This window comes from Pseudomonas sp. PSPC2-3, assembly GCF_049898265.1.
In the GTDB taxonomy this organism is placed as follows: Bacteria; Pseudomonadota; Gammaproteobacteria; order Pseudomonadales; family Pseudomonadaceae; genus Aquipseudomonas; species Aquipseudomonas veronii.
This window is the reverse complement of sequence record NZ_JAFCXJ010000001.1, coordinates 775,309-797,147: the sequence shown is the minus strand read 5'-3', so window position 1 is coordinate 797,147 and position 21,839 is coordinate 775,309. Positions and strand designations below refer to the sequence as shown.

Genomic DNA, 21,839 nt, shown 5'->3' with positions numbered 1-21,839 from the left:
GATGCATACGTTGACTGACCCACCGCCATCGGGAGCAAGCCCCCTCCCACCTGTGTTTTGTGTTGCCTGTTATTTGCGCTGCAACAGCCCTGGCAACTGCGCTACCAGCTTCTGGTTGTTCAGCGGCGCACGAATGAACCCACGCTGGGTGCCATCCGGACCGATCAGCGCGAGGTTGCCGCTGTGGTCGACCGTGTAGTTCGGCTTGGTCGTGTCCGCCGGAATGAACGGGATGCTCACCGCGTTCGACACCTTCTGCACATCGTCCACATTCGCGCCGGTCAGGCCTTCGAATTGCGGGTCGAAATAGCCCAGGTATTGCTTGAGCTGAGTCGGCGTGTCGCGGTTCGGGTCGACGCTGACCAGGATCACCTGCAACTTATCCACAGCCTCTTTGGGCAACTCGCTCTTGATCTGGCGCAGTTGGGCGAGGGTGGTGGGGCAGATGTCCGGGCAGAAGGTGTAGCCGAAGAACAGCAGGCTCCACTTGCCCTTCAACTCGTTGACCAGCACCGGCTGGCCGTCCTGGTTGGTCATGGTCACCGGCGGCAATTGGCGGCTTTGCGGCAGCAGAATGATGCCGGCATCGATCAAGGCGGTCGGGTCGCCCTGGCCCTTGCCCGAGAGCACTTTGTTGACGGTCAGGCCCATGATCAACGCGACAATGGCCACCAGAATGAAGACAGTTTTTTGAGTTCGGGTCATAGGTTCAACAGTAAGTAGTGGTCTACAAGCAGGGCGATAAACAGCAGGAACAGGTACCAGATAGAGTACTTGAACGTGTTGATCGCCGCGTGCGGCTGAGCGCCACGGTACAGCACCCAGGCCCATTGCAGAAAGCGTGCACCCAACACCAGCGCAGATCCGAGGTACAGCAGGCCGCTCATATGGATGACGTAGGGCATCAGGCTCACCGCCAGCAGGACGCAGGTGTAGAGCAGGATATGCACCTTGGTGTAGTGCTCGCCATGAGTGACCGGCAGCATCGGAATATCGGCCTTGGCGTATTCCTCCTTGCGGTGAATGGCCAGGGCCCAGAAGTGCGGCGGGGTCCAGGCGAAGATGATCAGCACCAGCAGCAGCGGCTCGGCGCTGACATGCCCGGTGACCGCAACCCAGCCCAACAGCGGCGGCGCCGCGCCGGCCAGGCCACCGATGACGATGTTCTGCGGCGTCGCGCGCTTGAGAAAGCCGGTGTAGATCACCGCATAACCGAGCAACGAGGCCAGCGTCAGCCAGGCCGCCAGCGGGTTGGTGAACGCCAGCAGCAGCGCCAACCCGGCAACAGCCAGAAACAAAGCAAAGGCCAGCGCCGCTCCGGGCGACACACGCCCCTGGGCGATCGGGCGCTTTTGCGTGCGTGCCATCAGCGTATCGATGCGCCGATCGACGACGTGGTTGACCACCGCCGCGCCACCGGCACACAGGGCGATCCCCAGGTTGCCGAAGATCAGCACCGCCCACGGCACCCCGGCGCGGGTGGCGAGGAACATGCCCACCAGCGAGGTGATGAGCATCAGCACCACCACTTTCGGCTTGGTCAGCTCCAGGTAGTCACGCCAGATCGCCTGGCCGTGACGCGCGCCGATCAAGGTCGCCATGGCATCTCTCCTTTGAGGGTGATAAGGCCCGATACGTGTTTACGCGGGCTGAAGCGCCAGCCGAACGGCATCTGGCGGCGCACCCGGACCAGGCTGGTACGGGCGTGGTAATTGACCAGTACCAGGGTCAGCAACAAGGCTGCGCCACCGGCGTTGTGACCGACCGCCACCGGCAGCGGCAGGTGGAAATACACGTTGCTCAGGCCGAGGCCGATCTGTGCCGCCAGGGCGATCAGCAGCAGGCCCGCGAGCCGGGTCATGCCCACCGCGCGCAGCTGCCAGGCCAGGCCCAGCAATACCAGGGTGACCAGCAGCGCGCCGATGCGGTGGGTCAGGTGAATGGCCGTGCGCGCGTCGCTGTCGAGCTGGCCGCCGAGGTAATTGGGGCCGATGTGCTGGGTCAGGTGGAAGCCATTGGCAAAGTCCGCCGCCGGCCACCACTGGCCGTGACAGGTGGGCAAATCGATACAGGCCACCGCCGCGTAGTTGGAACTCACCCAGCCGCCCAGTGCGATCTGGCCGATCACCAGCACCAGGCCGGCGGTGGCCCAATATTGCAGGCGCTTGGGCACGATCAGCGCGGGCAGCACACCGGACAGGCGCAGGGTCAGCAGAAACAACAGGCTCAAGGTCGCAAAGCCGCCCAACAGATGCCCGGTCACCACTTGCGGCCAGAGCTTGAGCGTCACCGTCCACATACCGAACGCCGCCTGGGCGAACACCACCGCCAACAGGAACAGCGGCAACTTCACCGGCTGGCCGGGGTCGCGCCGATGCCGCCACGAGCGCGCCGCCAGCAGCACGATCAGCAGGCCCAGGGTGCCGGCAAAGTAACGATGGACCATCTCGCTCCAGCCTTTGTCGGCCTCCACCGGCGTGTCCGGGAAATGCAGCTCGGCATGGGCCAACTGGGCGTCGCTTTGCGGCACGCTGATAAAGCCGTAGCAGCCCGGCCAATCCGGACAACCCAGGCCGGCGTGGGTCAGGCGCGTATAGGCGCCGAGCAATACGACAATCAGCGCCAGCAAGGTGGCAAACAGCGCGAGGCGAAATCCAGGTTTGGCCATAACGATGCCCTTATCCGATGTTCGACAGTTTCAACAACTGGCGCAGGTCGTTGAGCAAGTCCTTGCCCTTGACCGTCGTGTCGTAGCGCAGCACCAGGTTGCCGTGGGGATCGACGATCCACAGTTGCGCCTCGCCCGGTGCGGCAGCGGCTTTGCCGAAGGTCGTCAGGTCCAGCGGGTAGCGTTGCAATTGCGGGTATTCGGCCTTGAGCCTGGCCTCGTAATCGGCGCCGACCGGCTGTGCACTGGCCAGGGCATGACTGGCCCGGGACGCATCGCGGCCGAGGCCGATCTGCAGCTGCCGCGCCAGGTACACCAGTTGCCGGCACTCGGCGGCGCAGGCGCTGGGCGCGGTGACGAGCAACTGCCAGCGCTGTTCGTCCGCCTGCACGCCGATATCGGCGCGGGTCTGGCCGTTGCCGATCAGTTCGCCGTGGTAACTGCGACTGTCCGGCACCCAGAACTGCAGCTTGTACATAAAGGTGGCGAGCGCCATCGGGCCGATCACCATCAGCAGGATCAGGATCAGTTGCCAGCGGCCTTTGCGCCGGTCGGGCGTCGCTGGCGCATCAGACATGTTGAGTGGATTCATGGCCGCTCCCATGGTGCTTCTCCTTTGCGTTGTGCCATCCGAGGTAGAGGTAAAGGCTGAGCAGCGCCAGCGCCATGGCGAACCATTGCACCGCATAGGCCAGGTGTTTTTCCGGGCCCATGGCAACGATGGGCCAGGTGGTTTCGTAGGTGCCGGGGCCGGCTTCGGCGCGCAGTTCGTAGGCAAAACCGCTGCGCCCCAGCTCGGCCCACAGCGTGGCCGGATGCAGCGCGGTGAGCAGGCGCGGCCAGTGCGTGGTCGCCGGGTCGGCGTGCAACTGGAAGGTTTCGCCGGGCGCGACATACACCCAGGCGTCAAGATTCACCGGCTGTTCCGGCGTGCTGAAGACGGGCGGCGCGCGCCGATCCGGCCAGGGCAACCAGCCACGATTGAGCAGCAGCCACAAGCCGCTGGCCTGGTCGTGAAACGGTTGCAGCAGCTCGACGCCGGCCTTGCCATTACGCATGCGGTTGTCGAGCAACACACTGTGCTCGCCGTCGAATTGACCGCGCAGATGCACGCGACGGAAGGCCGGATCAGCCATGCTGTCGAGTTGCGCACTGCCCACCGGCTCAGCGGCGCGGCGCTCGGCATAGCTGTCCACCATCAGCTGTTTTTCATGGCCGCGCGACAGTTGCCAGAACCCCAGGCCCACCATCAGCGGCAGCAACACGAGCACCACCAACGTCGGCGCGATACCGGGGCGAAAGCGCTGGATGGCACTGGCTATACTGGATTTCATCGCCCCTCCCCTATAAGCCCTGGAGCCAGACCATGCTCAAAGCCGCCATTGCCCTGATGCTGATCGCGACCGTCGCGAGCCTGTTCAGTGGCTTGTTCTTCCTGGTCAAGGACGAGGGCCACTCCAACCGCCTCGTCACCGCCTTGACCGTGCGTGTCGTACTGGCCGTGATCACCGTGGCGTTGATCGCCTGGGGCTTTTTCAGCGGCCAGTTGGTGTCGCATGCGCCTTGGTAGCGCGCCTCACAGCACATACACGAAGAAAAACAGGCCGATCCAGACCACATCCACAAAGTGCCAATACCAACTGGCCGCCTCGAAACCGAACTGGTGCTCGGCATTGAAGTGCCCGCGCAAGATACGCATCAGCATCACGAACAAAATAATCGTGCCGATGGTCACGTGGGCCCCGTGAAAACCGGTGAGCATGAAGAAGGTCGCGCCGTACACGCCGGAGCCCAACGTCAGGCCCAGCTCTTTGTAGGCGTGGATGTATTCCTCGGCCTGGAACCCAAGAAAGCCCAGGCCCAGCAGCACCGTGATCGCCAGCCAGAGCTTCAGCGCACCGCGATGGCCTTTGCGCAGCGCATGGTGGGCGATGGTGATGGTCACGCTGGAACTCACCAGCAGGATGGTGTTGACCAACGGCAGGCCCCACGGGCTGATGGTGCCTTCGGGCGGGGGAAACAGCTTGGGATCGGGGTTGTTGAGCAGCGGCCAGACAAACTCGAAATTCGGCCACAGCATATGCGCGATGCCTTTGGAGCCTTCGCCCGCCAACCACGGTGCCGACATATGCCGCACATAAAACAGCGCACCGAAGAACGCGATGAAGAACATCACTTCGGAAAAGATGAACCAGGTCATGCCCCAGCGGAACGAGCGGTCCATCTGCGCGCTGTACAACCCGGCACGGCTTTCCTTGATCACCGCGCCGAACCAGCCGAACAGCATGTAGGCCAGCAACAGGCCACCGAGGAAAAAAATCCACGGCCCGTGGGATTCCGGGCGCGCAGCCTTCAGGTCGTTGAACCACACGCCCAGGCCATACACGGTGATCAGCAGGCCAACCGTGGCAATTATCGGCCATTTGCTTTGCGCTGGTACGTAGTACGTATCATGAGTCGACATGTATTCGCTCTCCTGATTGAGCGGGCAAACAGTAGCTAGCCGCCGCTATGGACAGCCACGGGCGGTTGGCGCGCGGTGATATCAAACAGCGTGTACGCCAGGGTCAAATGCTTCACATCCTTGGGCATGTCGCGATCGACAATGAAGCGCACCGGCATTTCGATGCGCTCACCGGGTTGCAGCACTTGCTGGGTGAAGCAAAAACACTCGGTCTTGTGGAAGTACATCGCCGCTTCAGCCGGGGAAATGCTCGGGATCGCCTGGGCGGTCATCGGCTTGTCGCTGGGGTTGTAGGCCACGAAGAGCATCTCGTTGATCGCGCCGGGGTTGACCACGATCTCGTCGGCCTTGGAATGGAACTCCCAGACCATGTCGATGGCATTGGTGGACAGGAACTGCACCCGCACCTGGCGCGACGGATCGACGATCTGCTCGCCCTCATACTGCCCGGCCGTCTTGCCGTTGATGCCGAACGCCTTGCACATCACGTCGTAGATCGGCACCAGGGCAAAGCCGAAAGCGAACATCGCCAGCACCAGGATCAACAGACGGGTGACCAGGCGCTTGAGTGGCACGGAGTCAGCCATGGCGATCACCCGACAGTGTGGGAGGGGGTTTGTGGAAGCCGGTTCATTTGACCTCCGGTGGCGTGGTGAAGGTGTGGTACGGCGCCGGCGAGGGCACGCTCCACTCCAGGCCTTCAGCGCCGTCCCACGGCTTGGCCGGTGCTGGCGGGCCGCCGCGGATGCACTTGATCACGATAAACAGGAAGAAGATCTGCGTGGCACCGAACATGAACGCGCCGATGGACGAGACCATGTTGAAGTCGGCGAACTGCAGGTTGTAGTCCGGCACCCGACGCGGCATGCCGGCCAACCCGACGAAGTGCATCGGGAAGAACGCCATGTTCATGCCCACGAAAGACAGCCAGAAGTGCAGCTTGCCCAGGGTTTCGTCGTACATGTGGCCGGTCCATTTCGGCAGCCAGTAGTAGGCCGAGGCGAAGATGCCGAAGATTGCGCCGGGCACCAGTACGTAATGGAAGTGCGCTACCACGAAGTAGGTGTCGTGGTACTGGAAGTCTACCGGCGCGATGGCCAGCATCAAGCCGGAGAAACCGCCGATGGTGAACAGGATCACGAACGCCACCGCAAATAGCATCGGCGTCTCGAACGTCAGCGAGCCTTGCCACATGGTGCTGACCCAGTTGAACACCTTCACCCCCGTCGGGACGGCGATCAGCAGGGTGGCGTACATGAAGAACAACTCGCCCACCAGCGGAATGCCGACCACGAACATGTGGTGCGCCCACACGATGAACGACAGGAACGCGATACTCGCCGTGGCGTAGACCATCGAGGTGTAGCCAAACAGCGGTTTGCGCGAAAAGGTCGGGATGATCGAGCTGACGGCGCCGAAGGCCGGCAGGATCATGATGTACACCTCGGGATGGCCGAAGAACCAGAACACATGCTGGAACAACACCGGATCACCACCGCCGGCGGCACTGAAGAAGCTGGTGCCGAAGTGGATGTCCATCAGCATCATCGTCACGCAGCCGGCCAGCACCGGCATCACCGCGATCAGCAGGAAGGCGGTGATCAGCCAGGTCCACACGAACAGCGGCATTTTCATCAGGGTCATGCCCGGTGCGCGCAGGTTGAGAATGGTGGCGACCACATTGATCGCGCCCATGATCGAACTGATGCCCATCAGGTGGATGGCGAAGATGAAGAACGTCACGCTTTCCGGGGCGTAGGTGGTGGAGAGCGGGGCGTAGAAGGTCCAGCCGAAATTCGGCCCGCCGCCCGGGGTGAACAGGGTCGAGACCAGCAGCAGGAACGCCGCCGGCAGCAGCCAGAAGCTGAAGTTGTTCATGCGCGGCAGGGCCATGTCCGGCGCGCCGATCATCAGCGGGATCATCCAGTTGGCCAGGCCGACGAACGCCGGCATCACCGCGCCGAACACCATGATCAAGCCGTGCATGGTGGTCATCTGATTGAAGAACGCCGGCTCGACGATCTGCAGGCCGGGCTGGAACAGCTCGGCGCGGATCACCATGGCGAACGAGCCGCCGAGCAGGAACATGGTGAAGGCGAACCACAGGTACATCGTGCCGATGTCTTTGTGGTTGGTGGTCAGCACCCAGCGCATCAAACCCTTGGCGGGGCCGTGGGCATGGTCACTGGCGTGGCCATGGTCATCGATCACAGCGCTCATGGCCGTTCTCCTGCAAACGAGTGGGCGGGGCGGTTCAGCGCATTCGCAATGAAGTGAGTCATTTGCTTTCCGCCTGTTTCAGAGCCAGCACGTCTTTGGGCGTGACCATGTCGCCTTTGTTGTTGCCCCAGGCGTTGCGCTCGTAGGTCACCACCGCGGCGATATCCACTTCCGAGAGTTGCTTGCCGAAGGCGGCCATGGCGGTGCCGGGCTTGCCGAAGTAGACGCGGTGCAGGTGGTCTTCCTTGCTTCCGGTGGCGATCGGCGAGCCCTTGAGCGCCGGGAACATCGGCGGCAGGCCCTGGCCTTCGGCCTGGTGACAGGCCACACAGCTGGTGTGGTAGACCTTGTCGCCACGGGCGACCAGTTCGTCCAGCGTCCACTCCTTGGAGGTCAGCTCCTTGAGCTGAGCGGCCTCAGCCTTGCGCTCGCCGAGCCAGGTGTCGTAGTCGGCCTTGGACTTGACCTCGACCACGATGGGCATGAAGCCGTGGTCCTTGCCGCACAGTTCGGCGCACTGGCCCCGGTAGATGCCGGGCTTCTCGATACGGGTCCAGGCCTCGTTGATGAAACCGGGGATGGCATCGCGCTTGACCGCAAAGGCCGGCACCCACCAGGAGTGGATCACGTCCGCGGCGGTCACCAGAAAACGCACCTTGGCGCCCACCGGCAGCACCAGCGGCTGGTCGACTTCCAGCAGGTAATGTTCGCCTTTGGTGGCCTTGTTGTGGATCTGCTCGGCGGGAGTAGCCAGGTTGCTGAAGAACTCCACATCCTGGCCGAGGTATTTGTAATGCCACTTCCACTGATAGCCGGTGATCTGGATATCGATGTCCGATTCCGTGCTGTCGTAGATGTTGATCAGAGTCTTGGTCGCCGGAATGGCCATGGCCACCAGGATCAGCAAGGGCACTACGGTCCAGAGGATTTCCACGGTGGTGCTTTCGTGGAACTTGGCGGCCACCTGGCCCGTAGACCGGCGGTGAAGGATCATCGACCAGAACATCGCGCCAAATACGACAATGCCGATCACTACACAGATCCAGAAAATGGTCATGTGCAGGTCGAACACGGCGTGACTGACTTCTGTCGCCCCTGGCGCCATATTCGTTGTCCAGGCGGCATGCGCCTGACCGAATACTGACCACAACAGGAGGCCCATCCAAACATGTGGATGTCGCGTCATTGCGGGTTCCCCTTATCGTTCTTGTTATCCCGCCGGTGTGCACCTGCGTCGAAGGGAGCGGCTTCCATACTGCTTACAACCGCTTAGCCTCACCTGCTTATGCAGTCTGGCGTCATCAGCTAATCGCGTACAAAACCGAGTATAGACAGCACCTGCCACCCCGCAATGTGCAGGGGCAAATGAGCTGAAACAGACGGACGGGGCCCATAAGACCGGGGGGCGGAATCGTTTATCCGACGAACGATGGCAATTCGATATAACAGCGGCGCATAACCATGAAATAATTATGACAAATGCGTCTTAGACGCTTGTATAAACGAACTACCTTGTCCTTTCCCTTTTCCTACGCCTGCTTCACTGGAGCTTTCATGAACACCGCCGCATTGCGCGAGCAGATTTCCCTTGCCCATCAACACGAAGCCAGCACCGGCCAACTGGCCCAGCAACTCGAGAAACAATTACCGCACCTGCATTCGGCCATTACCCTGGCGGAGGGTGATCGTAACCTCGTCATGACACGCTTTGTCACTGCCTACGTCGACCTCGTCCCAGACCTGCTGGACGCCGCCAACGACGTAGCCCGCGAGGCCGGTATCGAAAGCCAGGTCAAGCCGGTACTGAAGATTGCCGAGCAGTTTTTCCTGCAACCGCCAGCGATTCTGGCGGGCCATATCGGTCTCGACGGCCTGCTGGACGAGGCCTACCTGGCCCATCGCCTGGTCGAAGAGGTCAATGACCTGTATATCAAGCATTTCGGCCAACCGTTGATTCCAGCGGACACCACCGTGGCCAATCTGATTGCCCATCAACTGATCGGTGAAACCTTTGCCAACCAGTTGGACGAAGCCGTACACCATGCGGTAGATGAAATGCTCAGCGAAGACAGCTTTGCGCTGGAATCGGTCGAGGCCTACCGCGAGCAGCTCAAAAGCCTGGCAACGGAAGCAGCGTGGAAGCGCTGGCCGTGCCTGTCGCGCAAGTTGGGCATTGAGTTGGAACTGGATCAGCAGGCCTGAATCTTCGACCTGACGCTAAACACATGCGGGAGAGGGCAAGCCCCCTCCCGCATTTTTGATCCGGTTCCGTCAGTTGGTAAACGGTGCCGAACCGATCCCCGTCGTGGTCCGCACCCGACCTTCCAAGCGACGCTTCAACCCCCGCGCCTCGATCACCAGCTTCGCGCCCTTAGCCGCATTGGCCCGGCCCCACTCCTCCAGCAACTCCAGGCAAGAATGGTCGATGTAACTGAGGTTGTTCAGCGGTACATGCAGGGTGGTTCCCGCCGGCACCGTCGACAGCACGCGGGTTAATGCCGGCACTTTCAGAAAAGTCGCCGCGCCGCTCAAACGCAATTCCATTTCACCGTGGCCGGGCAAATCGATCAGGCTGATTTTCAGGCGCGAAGCCTTGAACGCCAGTTTCAGCAACGTCAGCCCGAAACCCACCAGCACGCCGGTCAGCAGGTCGGTAAAGACGATCGCCAGCGCCGTGGCCGCGTAGGTAAACATCGGCATCCGCCCGTAGCGGCCCAACGCGCGGAACGCCTTGACGTCCACCAACTTGATCCCGGTGTACACCAGCACGCCCGCCAGGCTCGCCACCGGAATGCTTTGCAGCACGCTCGACAGCAACAGCACGAACCCCAGCAGCCACACGCCATGGAACATCGCCGACAAGCGCGTGGTGGCGCCGGCCTGCACGTTGGCCGAGCTGCGCACGATCACACCCGTCATCGGCAAGGCGCCGACCAGGCCGCAGAGCATGTTGCCCACGCCTTGCGCGGACAATTCCTTATCGAAGTCAGAACGCTGACCACTGTGCATGCGGTCGACTGCGGCGGCGGAGAGCAGGGTTTCGGCACTGGCGATAAACGCCACGGCGAACGCGGCGATCAACAATTGGGGATCGGCCAGGTTCAGCAAGTCGCTGGGGCGCAGCCAATCGATGGCGTCGGCGAGGTTTTCCGGCACCTCCACGCGCTTGACCTGCAACGCCAGTACCAGGCTGGCCAGCGTTGCCAGGCCCACACCCAACAAGGCGCCCGGCACAAACCGCAGCGGTTGCGGGCGGAACTTATCCCACAGGTACATCACCAACATGGTCGACAGCCCCAGCAAACCGGCCTGCCAGCCAAGGCCGCCGCCCAGGGTAGGCACCGCCGCTGCCAACGCGGCCGGGAAGCCCGCCAGGTTATCCAGCCCTGATGGCTGGGGCGCACCGTCGAGCATCACATGGACCTGCGACAGCACAATCAGCACGCCGATCCCCGCCAGCATGCCGTAGACCACCGCCGGCGCCGTGACACGGAACCAGCAGCCCAGGCGCAAACGCCCGGCCAGCAGTTGCAGCAAGCCGGCCAGCAGCAGGATCGGCCCGAGCATCGGCATGCCGTGCTGGCGCACCAGTTCGAACACCAACACCGCCAACCCCGCCGCCGGCCCGCTGACTTGCAACGGCGACCCCGCCATCCAGCCCACCACCAGGCCCCCGATGATCCCGGTGATCAGGCCCTTGGCCGGCGGCATGCCGGAAGCGATCGCGATCCCCATGCACAAGGGCAGGGCGACCAGAAACACTACCACGGAGGCCAGCAGCTCCCGAGGCAACACAGCTTTTAATTGAGCAGCACGCATGATGACTCTCCCGAGGCATTCGCCGGGCGCGGCAAAGCCTGGCTGCATCCATGGCAGCCACCGCTCTACCCGGCAGGGAAGTGTGTTAGAAGCGCGCTTTAGGCGTCGCGGAGGGGATTGGCTCGGTGCCGTTCAGCGGTCGAAACGCCGCCTTTTCCGCATCGTAGGCGCGGATTTCACTGGTCTCGATGTTGTAGATCCAGCCATGGATAAACAAATGACCATTGGCCATGCGCGAGGCCACGGACGGGTGGGTGCGCAAATGCTGCAACTGGGCGATGACGTTTTCTTCGGTCAGCATCTTCATGCTCTCGCCTTCATTGGCGCAGTCGCAGTTGTCGTGAACCATGGTCTTGGCGACTTCGGCGTGCCGCAGCCAGGCCTTGACCGTCGGCATCTTCTCCAGGCTCGCGGGGTTGAGCACCGCGCGCATCGCGCCGCAGTCGGAGTGCCCGCACACGATGATGTGCTGCACGCCCAGGGCAAGGACCGCGTATTCGATGGCCGTGGAAACGCCGCCGTTCATCTGCCCGTAAGGTGGCACCACGTTGCCGACGTTACGGGTCACGAACAGGTCGCCGGGCGAGCTCTGGGTAATCAGCTCGGGCACGATGCGCGAGTCGGCGCAGGTGATGAACATCGCCCGAGGGTTCTGGGCCGTGGCGAGTTTCTTGAAGAGTTCTTCTTGCTGAGGGAAGACGTCGTGATGGAAATGCAAAAAGCCGTCAACGATGTGCTTTAGCGCTGCATCGGCGGACTCCGCCACTTGAGCGGCTGAAGCCGACGCAGCCAACGGCTGTTTATCCTTGTCACTCATGATTCATCCTCTTGATTAATGCAGGGGAGGGTTCAGGTCAATTCGACGCCGGGCCGATGGAATAGTTTTAGAACGCCGCAAAGCCGGGTGCCAACTCGTCAGTCACTCGCTGAACAAAGTAGCCGTCGAAACTTAACTCAAACTGAATCAACCGCTCTAGATCGCGGGTTTCAGTGATGTCAAAACGCGACCACCTCTACGATCACAGTGCGTATTTGCCCGATAGTCTACAACAACGCCATCTGCCTGCCCGGTGGGCAGAACGCCGTGCAATCCAGATTGAAGCCTTCCCGACGGTCGAGCCCAAGGCGCTTGATTGCCTTGCTGAAGCGCTGCGCCAGCAGATCGGCAAACGGCCCCTCTCCGCGCATACGCACGCCGAAGCGACTGTCATACACGCCCCCACCCCGCACCTGGCGTACCAGGCTCATCACATGGGCCGCGCGCTGCGGGTAATGCGCCGCCAGCCACTCCTCGAACAGCGGCGCCACCTCCAGCGGCAGACGCAGCATCATATACGCGGCACTTTGTGCACCGGCTGCATGGGCTTCGGTGAGCAGGCTCTCCAGCTCGCTGTCGTTGATCATCGGGATCATCGGCGAACACAGCACCCCCACCGGGATACCGGCCTCGCGCATCACCCGGATCGCCCGCAACCGCGCCTTGGGCGCCGCCGTGCGCGGTTCCAGGATGCGCTTGAGTTCGTCGTCGAGGCTGGTGAGGCTGATCATCACCGCCACCAGCCGCTGGCGCGCCAGTTCGGTGAGCAGGTCGAGATCGCGCAGGATCAGCGAGCCCTTGGTGATGATGGTCACCGGGTGCCGATAGCGCAGCAGCACTTCGAGGGTTTGCCGGGTGATCTTGTACTCGCGCTCGATCGGCTGGTACGGATCGGTGTTGGAACCCAGGTTGATCGGCGCACACACGTAGCCGGGCTTGGACAGCTGCTGTTCGAGCACGTCGGCGGCGTTGGTCTTGGCGATCAGCTTGGTTTCGAAATCCAGCCCCGGCGACAGGTCCCAATAGGCATGGCTGGGCCGCGCATAGCAGTAGATGCAGCCATGCTCACACCCGCGATAAGGATTGATCGAGCGATCGAACGGCAAGTCCGGCGAGTTGTTGCGCGTAATGATGGTCTTGGCCGTTTCGATACGCACTTCGGTGCCCTGGGTCGGCGGCACCTCCTGGTACCAGCCGTCGTCCTCGACCACGCTGACGGTGGGCGCGAAACGATTGTGCAGGTTGGTCGCCGTGCCCCGGCCACGGGGCGGCAGAGGTGCAGACATGAAAACGCCCCTATACTGTTTTTATATACAGTATAGGGGCGCAAGCTGGATGACCAGTGCCGTTTGGCGGTCAGTGCGGTTGCGTGACTTGCCCCAGGTCGTCGCCTGACGTCGTGTGCATGTCGTTCTTGCGCAGGTCGGCCACGTCACTGGCCTTCACCGCAGCACCTTTATTACCCCAGCTACCGCGCACAAAGCTGACGACATCCGCCACTTCCTGGTCCGACAGGCGCCAGGCAAACGCCGGCATGGTGAAGGTGGACGGCGCAGTGTGGGTGGCCGGCAAAGTGCCGCCGTTCAACACGATGTTGATCAGCGACGTGGCATCCGCCGTCTGCACCACCGGGTTGCCCGCCAGCGCCGGGAACACCCGCGTGTAGCCATGACCGTCGGTGCGATGGCAGGCGGCGCAGTTGTCGATATACACCGACGCGCCCGGCCGGCTGTCATCGCCTTTCCACAGCGCTTCGGCCACCTGCTTATCGTACTGGTGCGGCGGGTTTTGAGGGTCCATCGCCGGCAGGCTCTTGAGGTAGCGGGCGATCGCGGTCAGGTCGTCCTGGGACATGTACTGCATGCTGTGGACGACCACATCGCTCATGCCGCCGAACACCGCGCTGCGATCACTGCGGCCGGTCTTGAGGAATTGCACCAGTTGCTCTTCGCTCCAACTGCCGAGGCCGTCTTTGTGGTCGCCACGCAGGCTTTTCGCGATCCAACCTTCCAGCGGCGCACTGCCGGACAAAAAAGCGCTGCCGTCGGCCGCACTCAAGGCTTTTTCCTGCATGGTCAGCGCCCGCGGCGTATGGCACGCGCCACAGTGGCCGAGGCCCTCGACCAAGTAAGCGCCACGGCTGATCACCGGATCGGCGCCCGCCACTTCCGGGGTATCCGCCACGGGCGGGGCAAACATCCAGCGCCACGCCGCCAACGGCCAACGCATGCTCAAAGGCCAGGGAATGTCACTGGCCCGGTTTTCCTGGGCGACCGGTTCCACGCCCTTCATGAAGTACGCATACAGCGCCTGCATGTCGCTTTCACTGACGCGGGCGTAAGACGGATAGGGCATCGCTGGGTAAAGCGTACTGCCACTCTTGGCGACGCCATGGCGCACGGCCTTGTCGAAGTCCGCGAAGCTGTAGGCGCCCAGGCCGGTCTTGTCCGGGGTGATGTTGGTGGAATAGATCACGCCGATGGGGGTCTCCATCGGCAGGCCGCCGGCGAACGGCTTGCCGCCCTTGGCAGTGTGGCAGGCGACGCAGTCGCCGGCGCGGGCCAGGTATTCGCCTTGCTTGATCAGGTCGGTGTCGGCGGCGCTCACCGAGCAGTTGCCGAGCAACGCCAGGGACGCCGCGAAGGAGGCGATAACACGTGCTTTCATGGTCATCGTTCCTTATGCCTGAACCAGTGGGCCGGGATTTTTCAGGTACTGCTCGCGAATCGCTCGCGCCGACCAGTAGGTCAACGCCGCCACCAGGCCGGTAGGGTTGTAACCTAGACCTTGTGGGAAAGCGGACGCGCCGGGGACAAACACGTTGTGTACATCCCAGCACTGCAGGTAGCGGTTCAACGCACTGGTTTTCGGGTCGGTGCCCATGATCGCGCCGCCGTTGAGGTGGGTGGTCTGATAGGACGCGGTATTGAAATGCTCACCGACCTTCTTGCCCAGCACGGCAATGGCCTTGGGGTTCATCGCTTCGGCGATCTTGCCCATTTTCTCGACCATGAAGCGGTTCATCTTGATGTCGTTTTCCTGCCAGTCGAAGGTCATGCGCAGCAGCGGCAGGCCGTAGGCATCGTGGTACACCGGGTCCAGATCGAGGTAGTTACCGCGGTAGGATTGATGCGCGCCGTGGGCATCCATCGACACCTGATGGGTGTAGTAATCAGCGGTGGCACGCTTCCAGGCGCTGCCCCACGCCGGAGTACCGGGTGGGTTGGAGGTGCCGGCGATCGGCCGACTGCCGGCCTGGTTGACCCACATCGGCGAGCCCCCGACGAAGCCATGGGGCCCGTGGTCGAAGTTGTCGGCGTTGAAGTCATCGATGGCCACACCATTGCCGCCAGCACCGATAAAGTTGTTGGTGTGGGTGTCCTTGTCGAAGAAGGCCTTGATGGTCGCCATGTTCTGGTAGGCGAAGTTCTTGCCTACCACGCCTTCGCCGCTGATCGGGTCGTAGGGCTTGCCGATCCCCGACAGCAGCATCAAGCGCACGTTATGGAACTGGAACGCGCCGAGAATCACCAAATCGGCCGGCTGCTCGCATTCCCGCCCCTGGGCGTCGATATAGGTCACGCCGGTCGCCTTGCTCTTGGTGCTGTCGAGGTTGACCTTGAGTACGTGGGAATTCGGCCGCAGCTCGAAGTTCGGCACCTGGCGCAACGCTGGCAGGATGTTCACGTTCGGCGACGCCTTGGAGTACATGTAGCACACGTAGCCACTGCAAAAACCGCAGAAGTTGCACGGGCCCATCTGCGCGCCGTAGGGGTTGGTGTATGGCCCCGAGGTATTGGCTGATGGCAGGTTGTAGGGTTTGTAACCGACTGCCGTGGCTGCTTTCTGAAACAGCTGCGCCGACACCGTGTTCTTCTGCGCCTCCAACGGGAACGGGTTGGAACGATCCGGCGCATACGGGTTGCCGCCACGGCCTTCGCCGACCAACTGACCGTTGACGGTCCAGGCCTGGCCGGAGGTGCCGAAGACTTTTTCGGCGTAGTCGAAAAACGGCTCCAGCTCTTCATAGCTGACGCCGAAGTCCTGGATAGTCATGTCCTTGGGAATGAAATGTTTGCCGTAGCGCTCTTCGTAGTGGCTGCGCATGCGCAACTCGATAGGGTCGACGCGAAAATGCACACCCGACCAGTGCAGCCCCGCACCGCCGACGCCGTTGCCCGGCAAAAAGGCGCCGAGCTGACGGTTGGGCAGGGCGACGTCATTCACGCTATGGCGAATTGTCACCGTCTCCTTGGAGATGTCCTGGAAGAGTTTTTTACGCACGCTGTAGGTCAATTCGTCGATGACCTGGGGATAGTTGCCGTCCGGGTAAGTGTCCTGCATCGGGCCGCGCTCTAGCGCTACCACGTTGAGGCCCGCTTCCGTCAGTTCCTTGGCCATGATCGCGCCAGTCCAGCCGAAGCCGACGATCACCGCATCCACTTTTTTCATGATGGTCGCCACGTTTATGCCCTCTCGCCGCGAATGGAAACCGCCGGGAAGGGGTATTGCTCGTTGCGCTCCACCCAATCCATGAAGTCGGCGCGGGCGCCGGGGAAGCCGATCATGGTCCAGCCGACCAGGCCTTTATTGCCGCCGTGGATCGGATCGCAGAAGAAGCCTTCCTTGGTGTTTTGCAGCAGCAAATTGAAGAACATCTTCGGCGGCACCGCGTCGAAATGGGCACTCACCTCACTACCGCCAGCCTCCAGGCGGCGCAGCATGTCATCCTGGGTAGCGCTGTCTTGCGCAGCAAAAGCCTTGCCGTTGAACGCTTTCGACCAGGCATCCGTCGCGGCAATGCCCAGGCGATAGATGACCTTGGGTACCAACTTGCTCTGCCAGCCCATTTCCGGCGCGGCGTCGGCGTTGAACGGACCTTGCATGAACCACAGCGCGCCACTGGCGTAGGGCGTGTTCATCTGGCGGTCGATGTATTCCGCCGCACCGGCTTCCAGGGCGCCAGGGCCTTGGGCATCGGCGGGGATCAGGCGCGCCACGGCGGCGTTGATGAATGCCCATTCTTCGGCGCTGAAATAGCTCGGCTCATACGCCTTGTCGCTGACCGGCGGCGGAGCGGGGCTGGCTTGGGCCGGTGCGGGCGCGGCCATCAGCATCGAACCGCCAAGGCCGCTGCTGGCAACCGTGACCACCGGGATCAAGGTCAAGGATTTGCGCAAAAAGTCACGCCGGGGGTTGTCTTGATCTTGATCAGACATGGGTGTACCTCATCATGTGGTCACGGGTTTATCAGCCGCCTCTAGGAGCAGCTTGTGGTTTGGCAGCAGCAAGGTGGACCCCACCGATCCAAGCAGATAGAACGTAGCGGCAATCAATAGTTACAAATGATAGCAGGCTAAGTATAAAGAGAATCGATTCAGCGTCAAAACTGCACCATCGACGGTGATTCACATTTCTTTGACGCGCCCCTCACACCCCATTGACCGCGCCTGGCCGACTCTTGGCATCACCCGCCAACCCCCTATCGGTTACGTCGCCCATGTTCAATCATCAATGGCTACCGGCCCTCGGCCTTGCGTTCCTGGCACTGTTCACCAGCGCTCACACCTGGGCGGACGACAGCACATCCCTGCGTTCCCCCGAATGGGCGCAGCCGGTCGGCAATCAATACAACCTGCACCAGATGACGCCCACCCTCTACCGCAGCGCGCTGCCGGACAGCAATGCCGTGCCCCTGCTGGAAAAGCTCAAGGTCGGCACGGTGATCAACTTTCTGCCGGAGTCCGACGACAGCTGGCTAAAAAATTCTGATATCCGACAGATCCAGCTGATTTATCGCACAAATCATGTCGATGACGCTGACGTGCTGGCCGCACTGAGGGCGATCCGCGACTCCGAAGCCAACGGTGCAGTATTGATGCACTGCAAGCATGGCTCAGACCGCACCGGCCTGATGGCGGCGATGTATCGCGTGGTGGTTCAGGGCTGGAGCAAGGAAGAGGCGTTGAACGAAATGACCCTGGGCGGCTTCGGCAGCAGCAAGGGCTTCAAGGACGGCGTTCGCTACATGATGAAGGCCGATATCGACAAGTTGCGCACAGCCTTGGCCAATGGCGATTGCAGCACCAGCGCGTTTGCCCTGTGCTCGGTGAAAAGCTGGTTCAACACAGCCGGCAACAGCCATGTCGAACCTCAGAAAAGCACGCTGACGCTGACAACCCCCTGACAGGGTCTCAGTCTTTCTTCAGCTTGGGATTAGGAAAAAACTGTACCGACTGCACCGTCGGGTCCGGCGCTTTGAGCGCCGAGGTGTTGACCCGCGTGCCCAATTCCTTGGGCACTGACAAACCTTGATCATTCAAGGTGTCGGTATAGCCGCAGGCCACGCATTCGCGATGCGGCACGCTGTCCTCGGTCCACATCTTCAACTTGTCCGGCTCGCTGCACGCCGGGCAGACAGCCCCGGCGATGAATTGCTTTTTGGTAATCACTGGTACGTCACTCATGCTGCTGCGTCCTCACTCAGGCCGCTGTGGCGCAAGAGTGCGTCAATCGACGGCGCACGCCCGCGGAAATCGACAAACAACACCATCGGCGCCTGGGAACCACCACGGGCCAGGATCGCCTCGCGGAAAGCACGTCCGGTTTCGGCATTGAGCACGCCGTCTTCTTCGAACTTGGAGAACGCATCGGCCGACAGCACTTCAGCCCACTTGTAGCTGTAGTAACCCGCGGCGTAACCACCGGCGAAGATATGCGCGAAGCTGTTGGGGAAGCGGTTATAGGCCGGCGGACGCATCACCGACACCTCGTCGCGCACGCTTTCGAGTACCTGCGCCACACTGCGGCCATCGCCATGGGTGGCATGCAATTCAAAGTCGAACAGCGAGAACTCCAACTGGCGCACCATCATCAGGCCGGACTGGAAGTTCTTCGCCGCGAGCATTTTTTCCAACAGGTCCTGGGGCAGCGGCTCGCCGGTTTCATAATGGCCGGAGATCAGCGCCAGGCCTTCCGGCTCCCAGCACCAGTTCTCCATGAACTGGCTCGGCAATTCCACCGCATCCCAGGCCACGCCGTTGATGCCGGACACGCCGGCATGCTCGACACGGGTCAGCAGGTGATGCAGGCCGTGGCCGAATTCGTGGAACAGCGTCGTCACTTCGTCGTGGGTCAGCAGGGCAGGCTTGCCGCTGTCGGCCGGGGTGAAGTTGCACACCAGGTTGGCCACCGGGCTTTGCAGCACGCCGTCGATGGTGCGGCGACGGTCGCGGGCGCCGTCCATCCAGGCGCCGCCACGCTTGTTGGCGCGGGCGTACAGGTCGAAGAAGAAGCGGCCGACGTGCTGGCCGTTTTCCTTGATTTCGAACAGGCGCACGTCTGGGTGCCAGGTGTCGAAGCCCTTCTGCTCGGCGATCTCGATGCCATACAGACGCTGCACGATGGCGAACAGGCCACCAAGCACCTTGTCGATCGGGAAGTAGGCGCGCAAGGCTTCCTGGGACACGCTGTAGCGCTGCTCACGCAGTTTTTCACCGTAGAAACCGCTGTCCCAGCTTTGCAGGTCGGCGCAGCCTTGTTCGGCGGCGTAGGCTTTGAGCTGCTGCAGGTCCTGGGCGGCAAACGGCTTGCTGCGCTTGGCCAGGTCGCGCAGGAAGCTCAACACCTGGTCGCTGGAGTCGGCCATTTTCGTGGCCAGGCTCAATTCCGAGAAGGACGCATAGCCCAGCAGTTGGGCGAGTTCCTGACGCAGGTCGAGGATCTGTTCCATGACCGGGCCGTTATCGTTCTGACCGGCATTCGGGCCTTGGTCCGACGCTCGGGTGCAATAGGCTGCGTAGATTTCTTCGCGCAGGGCGCGGTCCTGGGCGTAGGTCATCACCGCGTAGTAGCTGGGGAATTCCAGGGTGATCAGCCAACCGTCGAGGCCTTTGGCCTGGGCCGCGGCGGCCATTTGCGCCTTGGCCGAGTCGGTCAGGCCGGCGAGGGTGGCTTCATCGGTGACGTGTTTGGTCCAGGCCTGGGTCGCGTCCAGCAACTGGTTGGAGAACTTGCTGCCCAGTTCGGAAAGCTTGCTTTGCACTTCGGCGTAGCGTTTTTGCTGTTCGGGCGGCAGGTCGATACCCGACAGGCGGAAATCGCGCAGCGAGTGTTCCAGGATGGTTTTTTGCGCCACGTCGAAACCGCCGGCTTCCGGGCTGCTGGCCAGGGCTTCGAAGGCCTGGAACAGTTCGCGGTTCTGGCCCATCTCGGTGGAATAAGCGCTCAACGCCGGCAGACATGCCTCGTAGGCTTCGCGCAGTTCGGCGCTGTTGCACACGGCATTGAGGTGGCTGACTGGGCTCCAGGCGGCGCCCAGGCGATCATTCAGCTCATCCATGGCGAGGACCAGGCCGGCCCACGTCGGATTTTTCCCCTGGCTTTGCAGGATGCCTTCGATGGCAAGCCGGTTGTCGGCGAGGATCTGTTCGATGGCCGGCTGAACGTGCTCGGCACGGATCGCCGAGAACGGCGGCAGGTCGTAGGGCTGCAGAAGAGGGTTGTTCGCGCTCACGGTTGGCACCTTGGCTGAAGAAACATGTAAGAACAAAGATGGGGCCATCTTAATTACAATCAACGTCCACCGCAGCTATCAGCAGAAGAGAGAGAGGCTATCGTGACCCTTCGCACCTATCAGAACCACACGCCAACCCTGGGCGCCGGGGCTTTTGTCGATATTTCGGCGGTGGTGATCGGCGATGTCGAAATCGGCGACGACAGCTCGGTTTGGCCGCTGACGGTGATCCGCGGCGACATGCACCGCATCCGCATCGGCGCGCGCACCAGCGTGCAGGACGGCTGCGTGCTGCACATTACCCACGCCGGGCCGTTCAATCCCGATGGTTTTGCGCTGCTGATCGGCGACGACGTGACCATCGCCCACAAAGTCATGCTGCACGGCTGCACCGTCGGCAATCGCATCCTGATCGGCATGGGCAGCATCGTGATGGACGGCGCCGTGGTCGAAGACGACGTGATCATTGGTGCCGGCAGCCTGGTGCCGCCGGGCAAGAGACTTGAAAGCGGCTTCTTGTACGTCGGCAGCCCGGTTAAACAGATCCGCGAACTGACTGACAAGGAACGCGCGTTTTTCACCTACAGCGCAGCGAACTACGTGAAGCTCAAGGACCTGCACCTGGCCGAGGGATTCGATCAATGACTCTGCACCATCAAACCGTACTGTTCGATCTGGACGGCACCCTGACCGACCCGCGCGAGGGCATTACCCGTTCGATCCAGTACGCCCTGGGCAAACTCGGTATCGATGAGCCGGACATCACCCAACTGGAACATTTCATCGGCCCGCCGTTGCTGCAAGCCTTCATGCAGTTCTACGACTTCGACGAAGCCAAGGCCTGGGAAGCGGTGAATTTCTACCGTGAACGCTTCAAAGTCACCGGTTTGTATGAAAACCGCGTGTTCGACGGGGTGATGCCGCTGCTCGAAGCCCTCAACAGCCAAGGGCGCCAGCTGTACGTGGCCACCTCCAAGCCGTGGGAATTTGCCCGCGAGATCGCCCGTCATTTCGATTTTGCCAAGCACTTCAAGGTGATCTACGGCAGCGAACTGGACGGCACGCGCACCAACAAGGTCGAGCTGATCGCTCACTTGATGCGCGAAGAACGCCTGGACCCGGCCACCACCTTGATGATCGGCGACCGCAAGCATGACTTGATCGGGGCGCGCAGCAATGGGCTGGATTCGGCGGCGGTCGGGTATGGGTTCGGCAGTTTCGAAGAGCTGAGTGCCGAAGCGCCGACCTGGCATTTCGAGACGTTGGCGCAGATGCATCAGGCGTTTTTGCAGCGGCCTTGAGGGCGCTATCGGGAGCAAGCTCCCTCCCACATTTT

At 61.9% G+C, this 21,839-nt stretch carries 22 protein-coding genes; 5 read left to right on the top strand and 17 right to left on the bottom strand.

Annotated features, from left to right (window positions below):
- Window positions 1–69: 69 nt before the first annotated feature.
- Genes ACP7E3_RS03705 through ACP7E3_RS03685 form a run of 5 tightly spaced genes read right to left on the bottom strand, consistent with a single transcriptional unit; the run spans window position 70 to window position 4,002 of the window.
- Window positions 70–705, bottom strand: coding sequence for an SCO family protein (locus tag ACP7E3_RS03705; protein WP_017849014.1), 636 nt, complete (start codon window positions 703–705; stop codon window positions 70–72).
- Window positions 702–1,601, bottom strand: coding sequence for a heme o synthase (gene cyoE, locus ACP7E3_RS03700; protein WP_046381540.1), 900 nt, complete (start codon window positions 1,599–1,601; stop codon window positions 702–704). The genes ACP7E3_RS03705 and cyoE overlap by 4 nt, the downstream gene beginning before the upstream one ends.
- Complete coding sequence (locus ACP7E3_RS03695) at window positions 1,589–2,668, bottom strand: COX15/CtaA family protein (RefSeq protein ID WP_017849012.1); 1,080 nt, start codon at window positions 2,666–2,668, stop codon at window positions 1,589–1,591. Before ACP7E3_RS03695 ends, cyoE begins: the two co-directional genes overlap by 13 nt.
- A 10-nt stretch (window positions 2,669–2,678) precedes the next feature.
- Window positions 2,679–3,272, bottom strand: a complete 594-nt coding sequence (locus ACP7E3_RS03690) for a hypothetical protein (protein ID WP_057004956.1) — start codon at window positions 3,270–3,272, stop codon at window positions 2,679–2,681.
- Window positions 3,238–4,002 (bottom strand): SURF1 family protein, encoded by a 765-nt coding sequence (locus ACP7E3_RS03685; RefSeq protein WP_046381542.1) that lies wholly within the window; start codon window positions 4,000–4,002, stop codon window positions 3,238–3,240. Before ACP7E3_RS03685 ends, ACP7E3_RS03690 begins: the two co-directional genes overlap by 35 nt.
- Before the next feature lie 32 nt (window positions 4,003–4,034).
- Between ACP7E3_RS03685 and ACP7E3_RS03680 the strand changes: the two genes are divergently transcribed.
- Complete coding sequence (locus ACP7E3_RS03680; RefSeq protein ID WP_017849009.1) at window positions 4,035–4,238, top strand: twin transmembrane helix small protein; 204 nt, start codon at window positions 4,035–4,037, stop codon at window positions 4,236–4,238.
- Between the two features lie 6 nt (window positions 4,239–4,244).
- Here ACP7E3_RS03680 and ACP7E3_RS03675 read toward each other — a convergent pair whose 3' ends face one another.
- From ACP7E3_RS03675 to coxB, 4 genes are read right to left on the bottom strand one after another with little or no spacing between them, the layout of a single operon-like run.
- On the bottom strand, window positions 4,245–5,132 hold the full coding sequence (locus ACP7E3_RS03675; protein WP_426122303.1) for a cytochrome c oxidase subunit 3: 888 nt from the start codon (window positions 5,130–5,132) through the stop codon (window positions 4,245–4,247).
- Window positions 5,133–5,167: 35 nt separating this feature from the next.
- On the bottom strand, window positions 5,168–5,719 hold the full coding sequence (locus ACP7E3_RS03670) for a cytochrome c oxidase assembly protein (RefSeq protein ID WP_426122301.1): 552 nt from the start codon (window positions 5,717–5,719) through the stop codon (window positions 5,168–5,170).
- 43 nt (window positions 5,720–5,762) lie between these two features.
- Window positions 5,763–7,352: a cytochrome c oxidase subunit I gene (gene ctaD / locus ACP7E3_RS03665; protein ID WP_426122299.1), complete on the bottom strand. Its 1,590-nt coding sequence runs from the start codon at window positions 7,350–7,352 to the stop codon at window positions 5,763–5,765.
- Between the two features lie 58 nt (window positions 7,353–7,410).
- Window positions 7,411–8,538, bottom strand: coding sequence for a cytochrome c oxidase subunit II (coxB, locus tag ACP7E3_RS03660; RefSeq protein ID WP_026140284.1), 1,128 nt, complete (start codon window positions 8,536–8,538; stop codon window positions 7,411–7,413).
- 368 nt (window positions 8,539–8,906) lie between these two features.
- On the opposite strand from coxB, the gene ACP7E3_RS03655 reads away from it, so the two are divergent.
- Window positions 8,907–9,554, top strand: a complete 648-nt coding sequence (locus ACP7E3_RS03655; protein WP_057004942.1) for a hypothetical protein — start codon at window positions 8,907–8,909, stop codon at window positions 9,552–9,554.
- Window positions 9,555–9,623: 69 nt separating this feature from the next.
- Here the strand turns inward: ACP7E3_RS03655 and ACP7E3_RS03650 are convergent, their stop codons facing one another.
- The 6 genes from ACP7E3_RS03650 to ACP7E3_RS03625 all read right to left on the bottom strand — a co-directional run bounded on the left by ACP7E3_RS03650 (window position 9,624) and on the right by ACP7E3_RS03625 (window position 17,207).
- The gene (locus ACP7E3_RS03650) at window positions 9,624–11,171 is read right to left on the bottom strand and encodes a SulP family inorganic anion transporter (RefSeq protein ID WP_057004941.1); all 1,548 of its coding nucleotides are present in this window, start codon (window positions 11,169–11,171) and stop codon (window positions 9,624–9,626) included.
- A gap of 85 nt (window positions 11,172–11,256) precedes the next feature.
- Window positions 11,257–11,988: a carbonic anhydrase gene (locus ACP7E3_RS03645; RefSeq protein WP_017849002.1), complete on the bottom strand. Its 732-nt coding sequence runs from the start codon at window positions 11,986–11,988 to the stop codon at window positions 11,257–11,259.
- 227 nt (window positions 11,989–12,215) lie between these two features.
- Window positions 12,216–13,274 (bottom strand): PA0069 family radical SAM protein, encoded by a 1,059-nt coding sequence (locus ACP7E3_RS03640; RefSeq protein ID WP_017849001.1) that lies wholly within the window; start codon window positions 13,272–13,274, stop codon window positions 12,216–12,218.
- Window positions 13,275–13,344: 70 nt separating this feature from the next.
- Window positions 13,345–14,655 (bottom strand): c-type cytochrome, encoded by a 1,311-nt coding sequence (locus tag ACP7E3_RS03635; RefSeq protein WP_046484387.1) that lies wholly within the window; start codon window positions 14,653–14,655, stop codon window positions 13,345–13,347.
- A 12-nt stretch (window positions 14,656–14,667) separates the two neighbouring features.
- A complete protein-coding gene (locus ACP7E3_RS03630) occupies window positions 14,668–16,452 on the bottom strand; it encodes a GMC family oxidoreductase (RefSeq protein ID WP_026140283.1) in 1,785 nt (594 codons plus the stop codon).
- Between the two features lie 2 nt (window positions 16,453–16,454).
- A complete protein-coding gene (locus ACP7E3_RS03625) occupies window positions 16,455–17,207 on the bottom strand; it encodes a gluconate 2-dehydrogenase subunit 3 family protein (protein WP_288076512.1) in 753 nt (250 codons plus the stop codon).
- Between the two features lie 281 nt (window positions 17,208–17,488).
- Between ACP7E3_RS03625 and ACP7E3_RS03620 the strand changes: the two genes are divergently transcribed.
- Window positions 17,489–18,175, top strand: coding sequence for a tyrosine-protein phosphatase (locus tag ACP7E3_RS03620; protein ID WP_046381547.1), 687 nt, complete (start codon window positions 17,489–17,491; stop codon window positions 18,173–18,175).
- A gap of 7 nt (window positions 18,176–18,182) precedes the next feature.
- On the opposite strand, the gene ACP7E3_RS03615 is transcribed toward ACP7E3_RS03620, so the two are convergent.
- Together ACP7E3_RS03615 and prlC are read right to left on the bottom strand one after the other, a co-directional pair.
- Window positions 18,183–18,455, bottom strand: coding sequence for a YheV family putative zinc ribbon protein (locus ACP7E3_RS03615; protein ID WP_046381548.1), 273 nt, complete (start codon window positions 18,453–18,455; stop codon window positions 18,183–18,185).
- A complete protein-coding gene (prlC, locus tag ACP7E3_RS03610) occupies window positions 18,452–20,551 on the bottom strand; it encodes an oligopeptidase A (protein WP_169881584.1) in 2,100 nt (699 codons plus the stop codon). The genes ACP7E3_RS03615 and prlC overlap by 4 nt, the downstream gene beginning before the upstream one ends.
- 54 nt (window positions 20,552–20,605) lie before the next feature.
- Here prlC and ACP7E3_RS03605 point away from each other — a divergent pair, with 54 nt between their 5' ends.
- Together ACP7E3_RS03605 and ACP7E3_RS03600 are read left to right on the top strand one after the other, a co-directional pair.
- Window positions 20,606–21,148, top strand: a complete 543-nt coding sequence (locus tag ACP7E3_RS03605) for a gamma carbonic anhydrase family protein (RefSeq protein ID WP_017848994.1) — start codon at window positions 20,606–20,608, stop codon at window positions 21,146–21,148.
- Complete coding sequence (locus ACP7E3_RS03600) at window positions 21,145–21,804, top strand: HAD family hydrolase (protein ID WP_079442550.1); 660 nt, start codon at window positions 21,145–21,147, stop codon at window positions 21,802–21,804. Before ACP7E3_RS03605 ends, ACP7E3_RS03600 begins: the two co-directional genes overlap by 4 nt.
- Window positions 21,805–21,839: the final 35 nt, after the last annotated feature.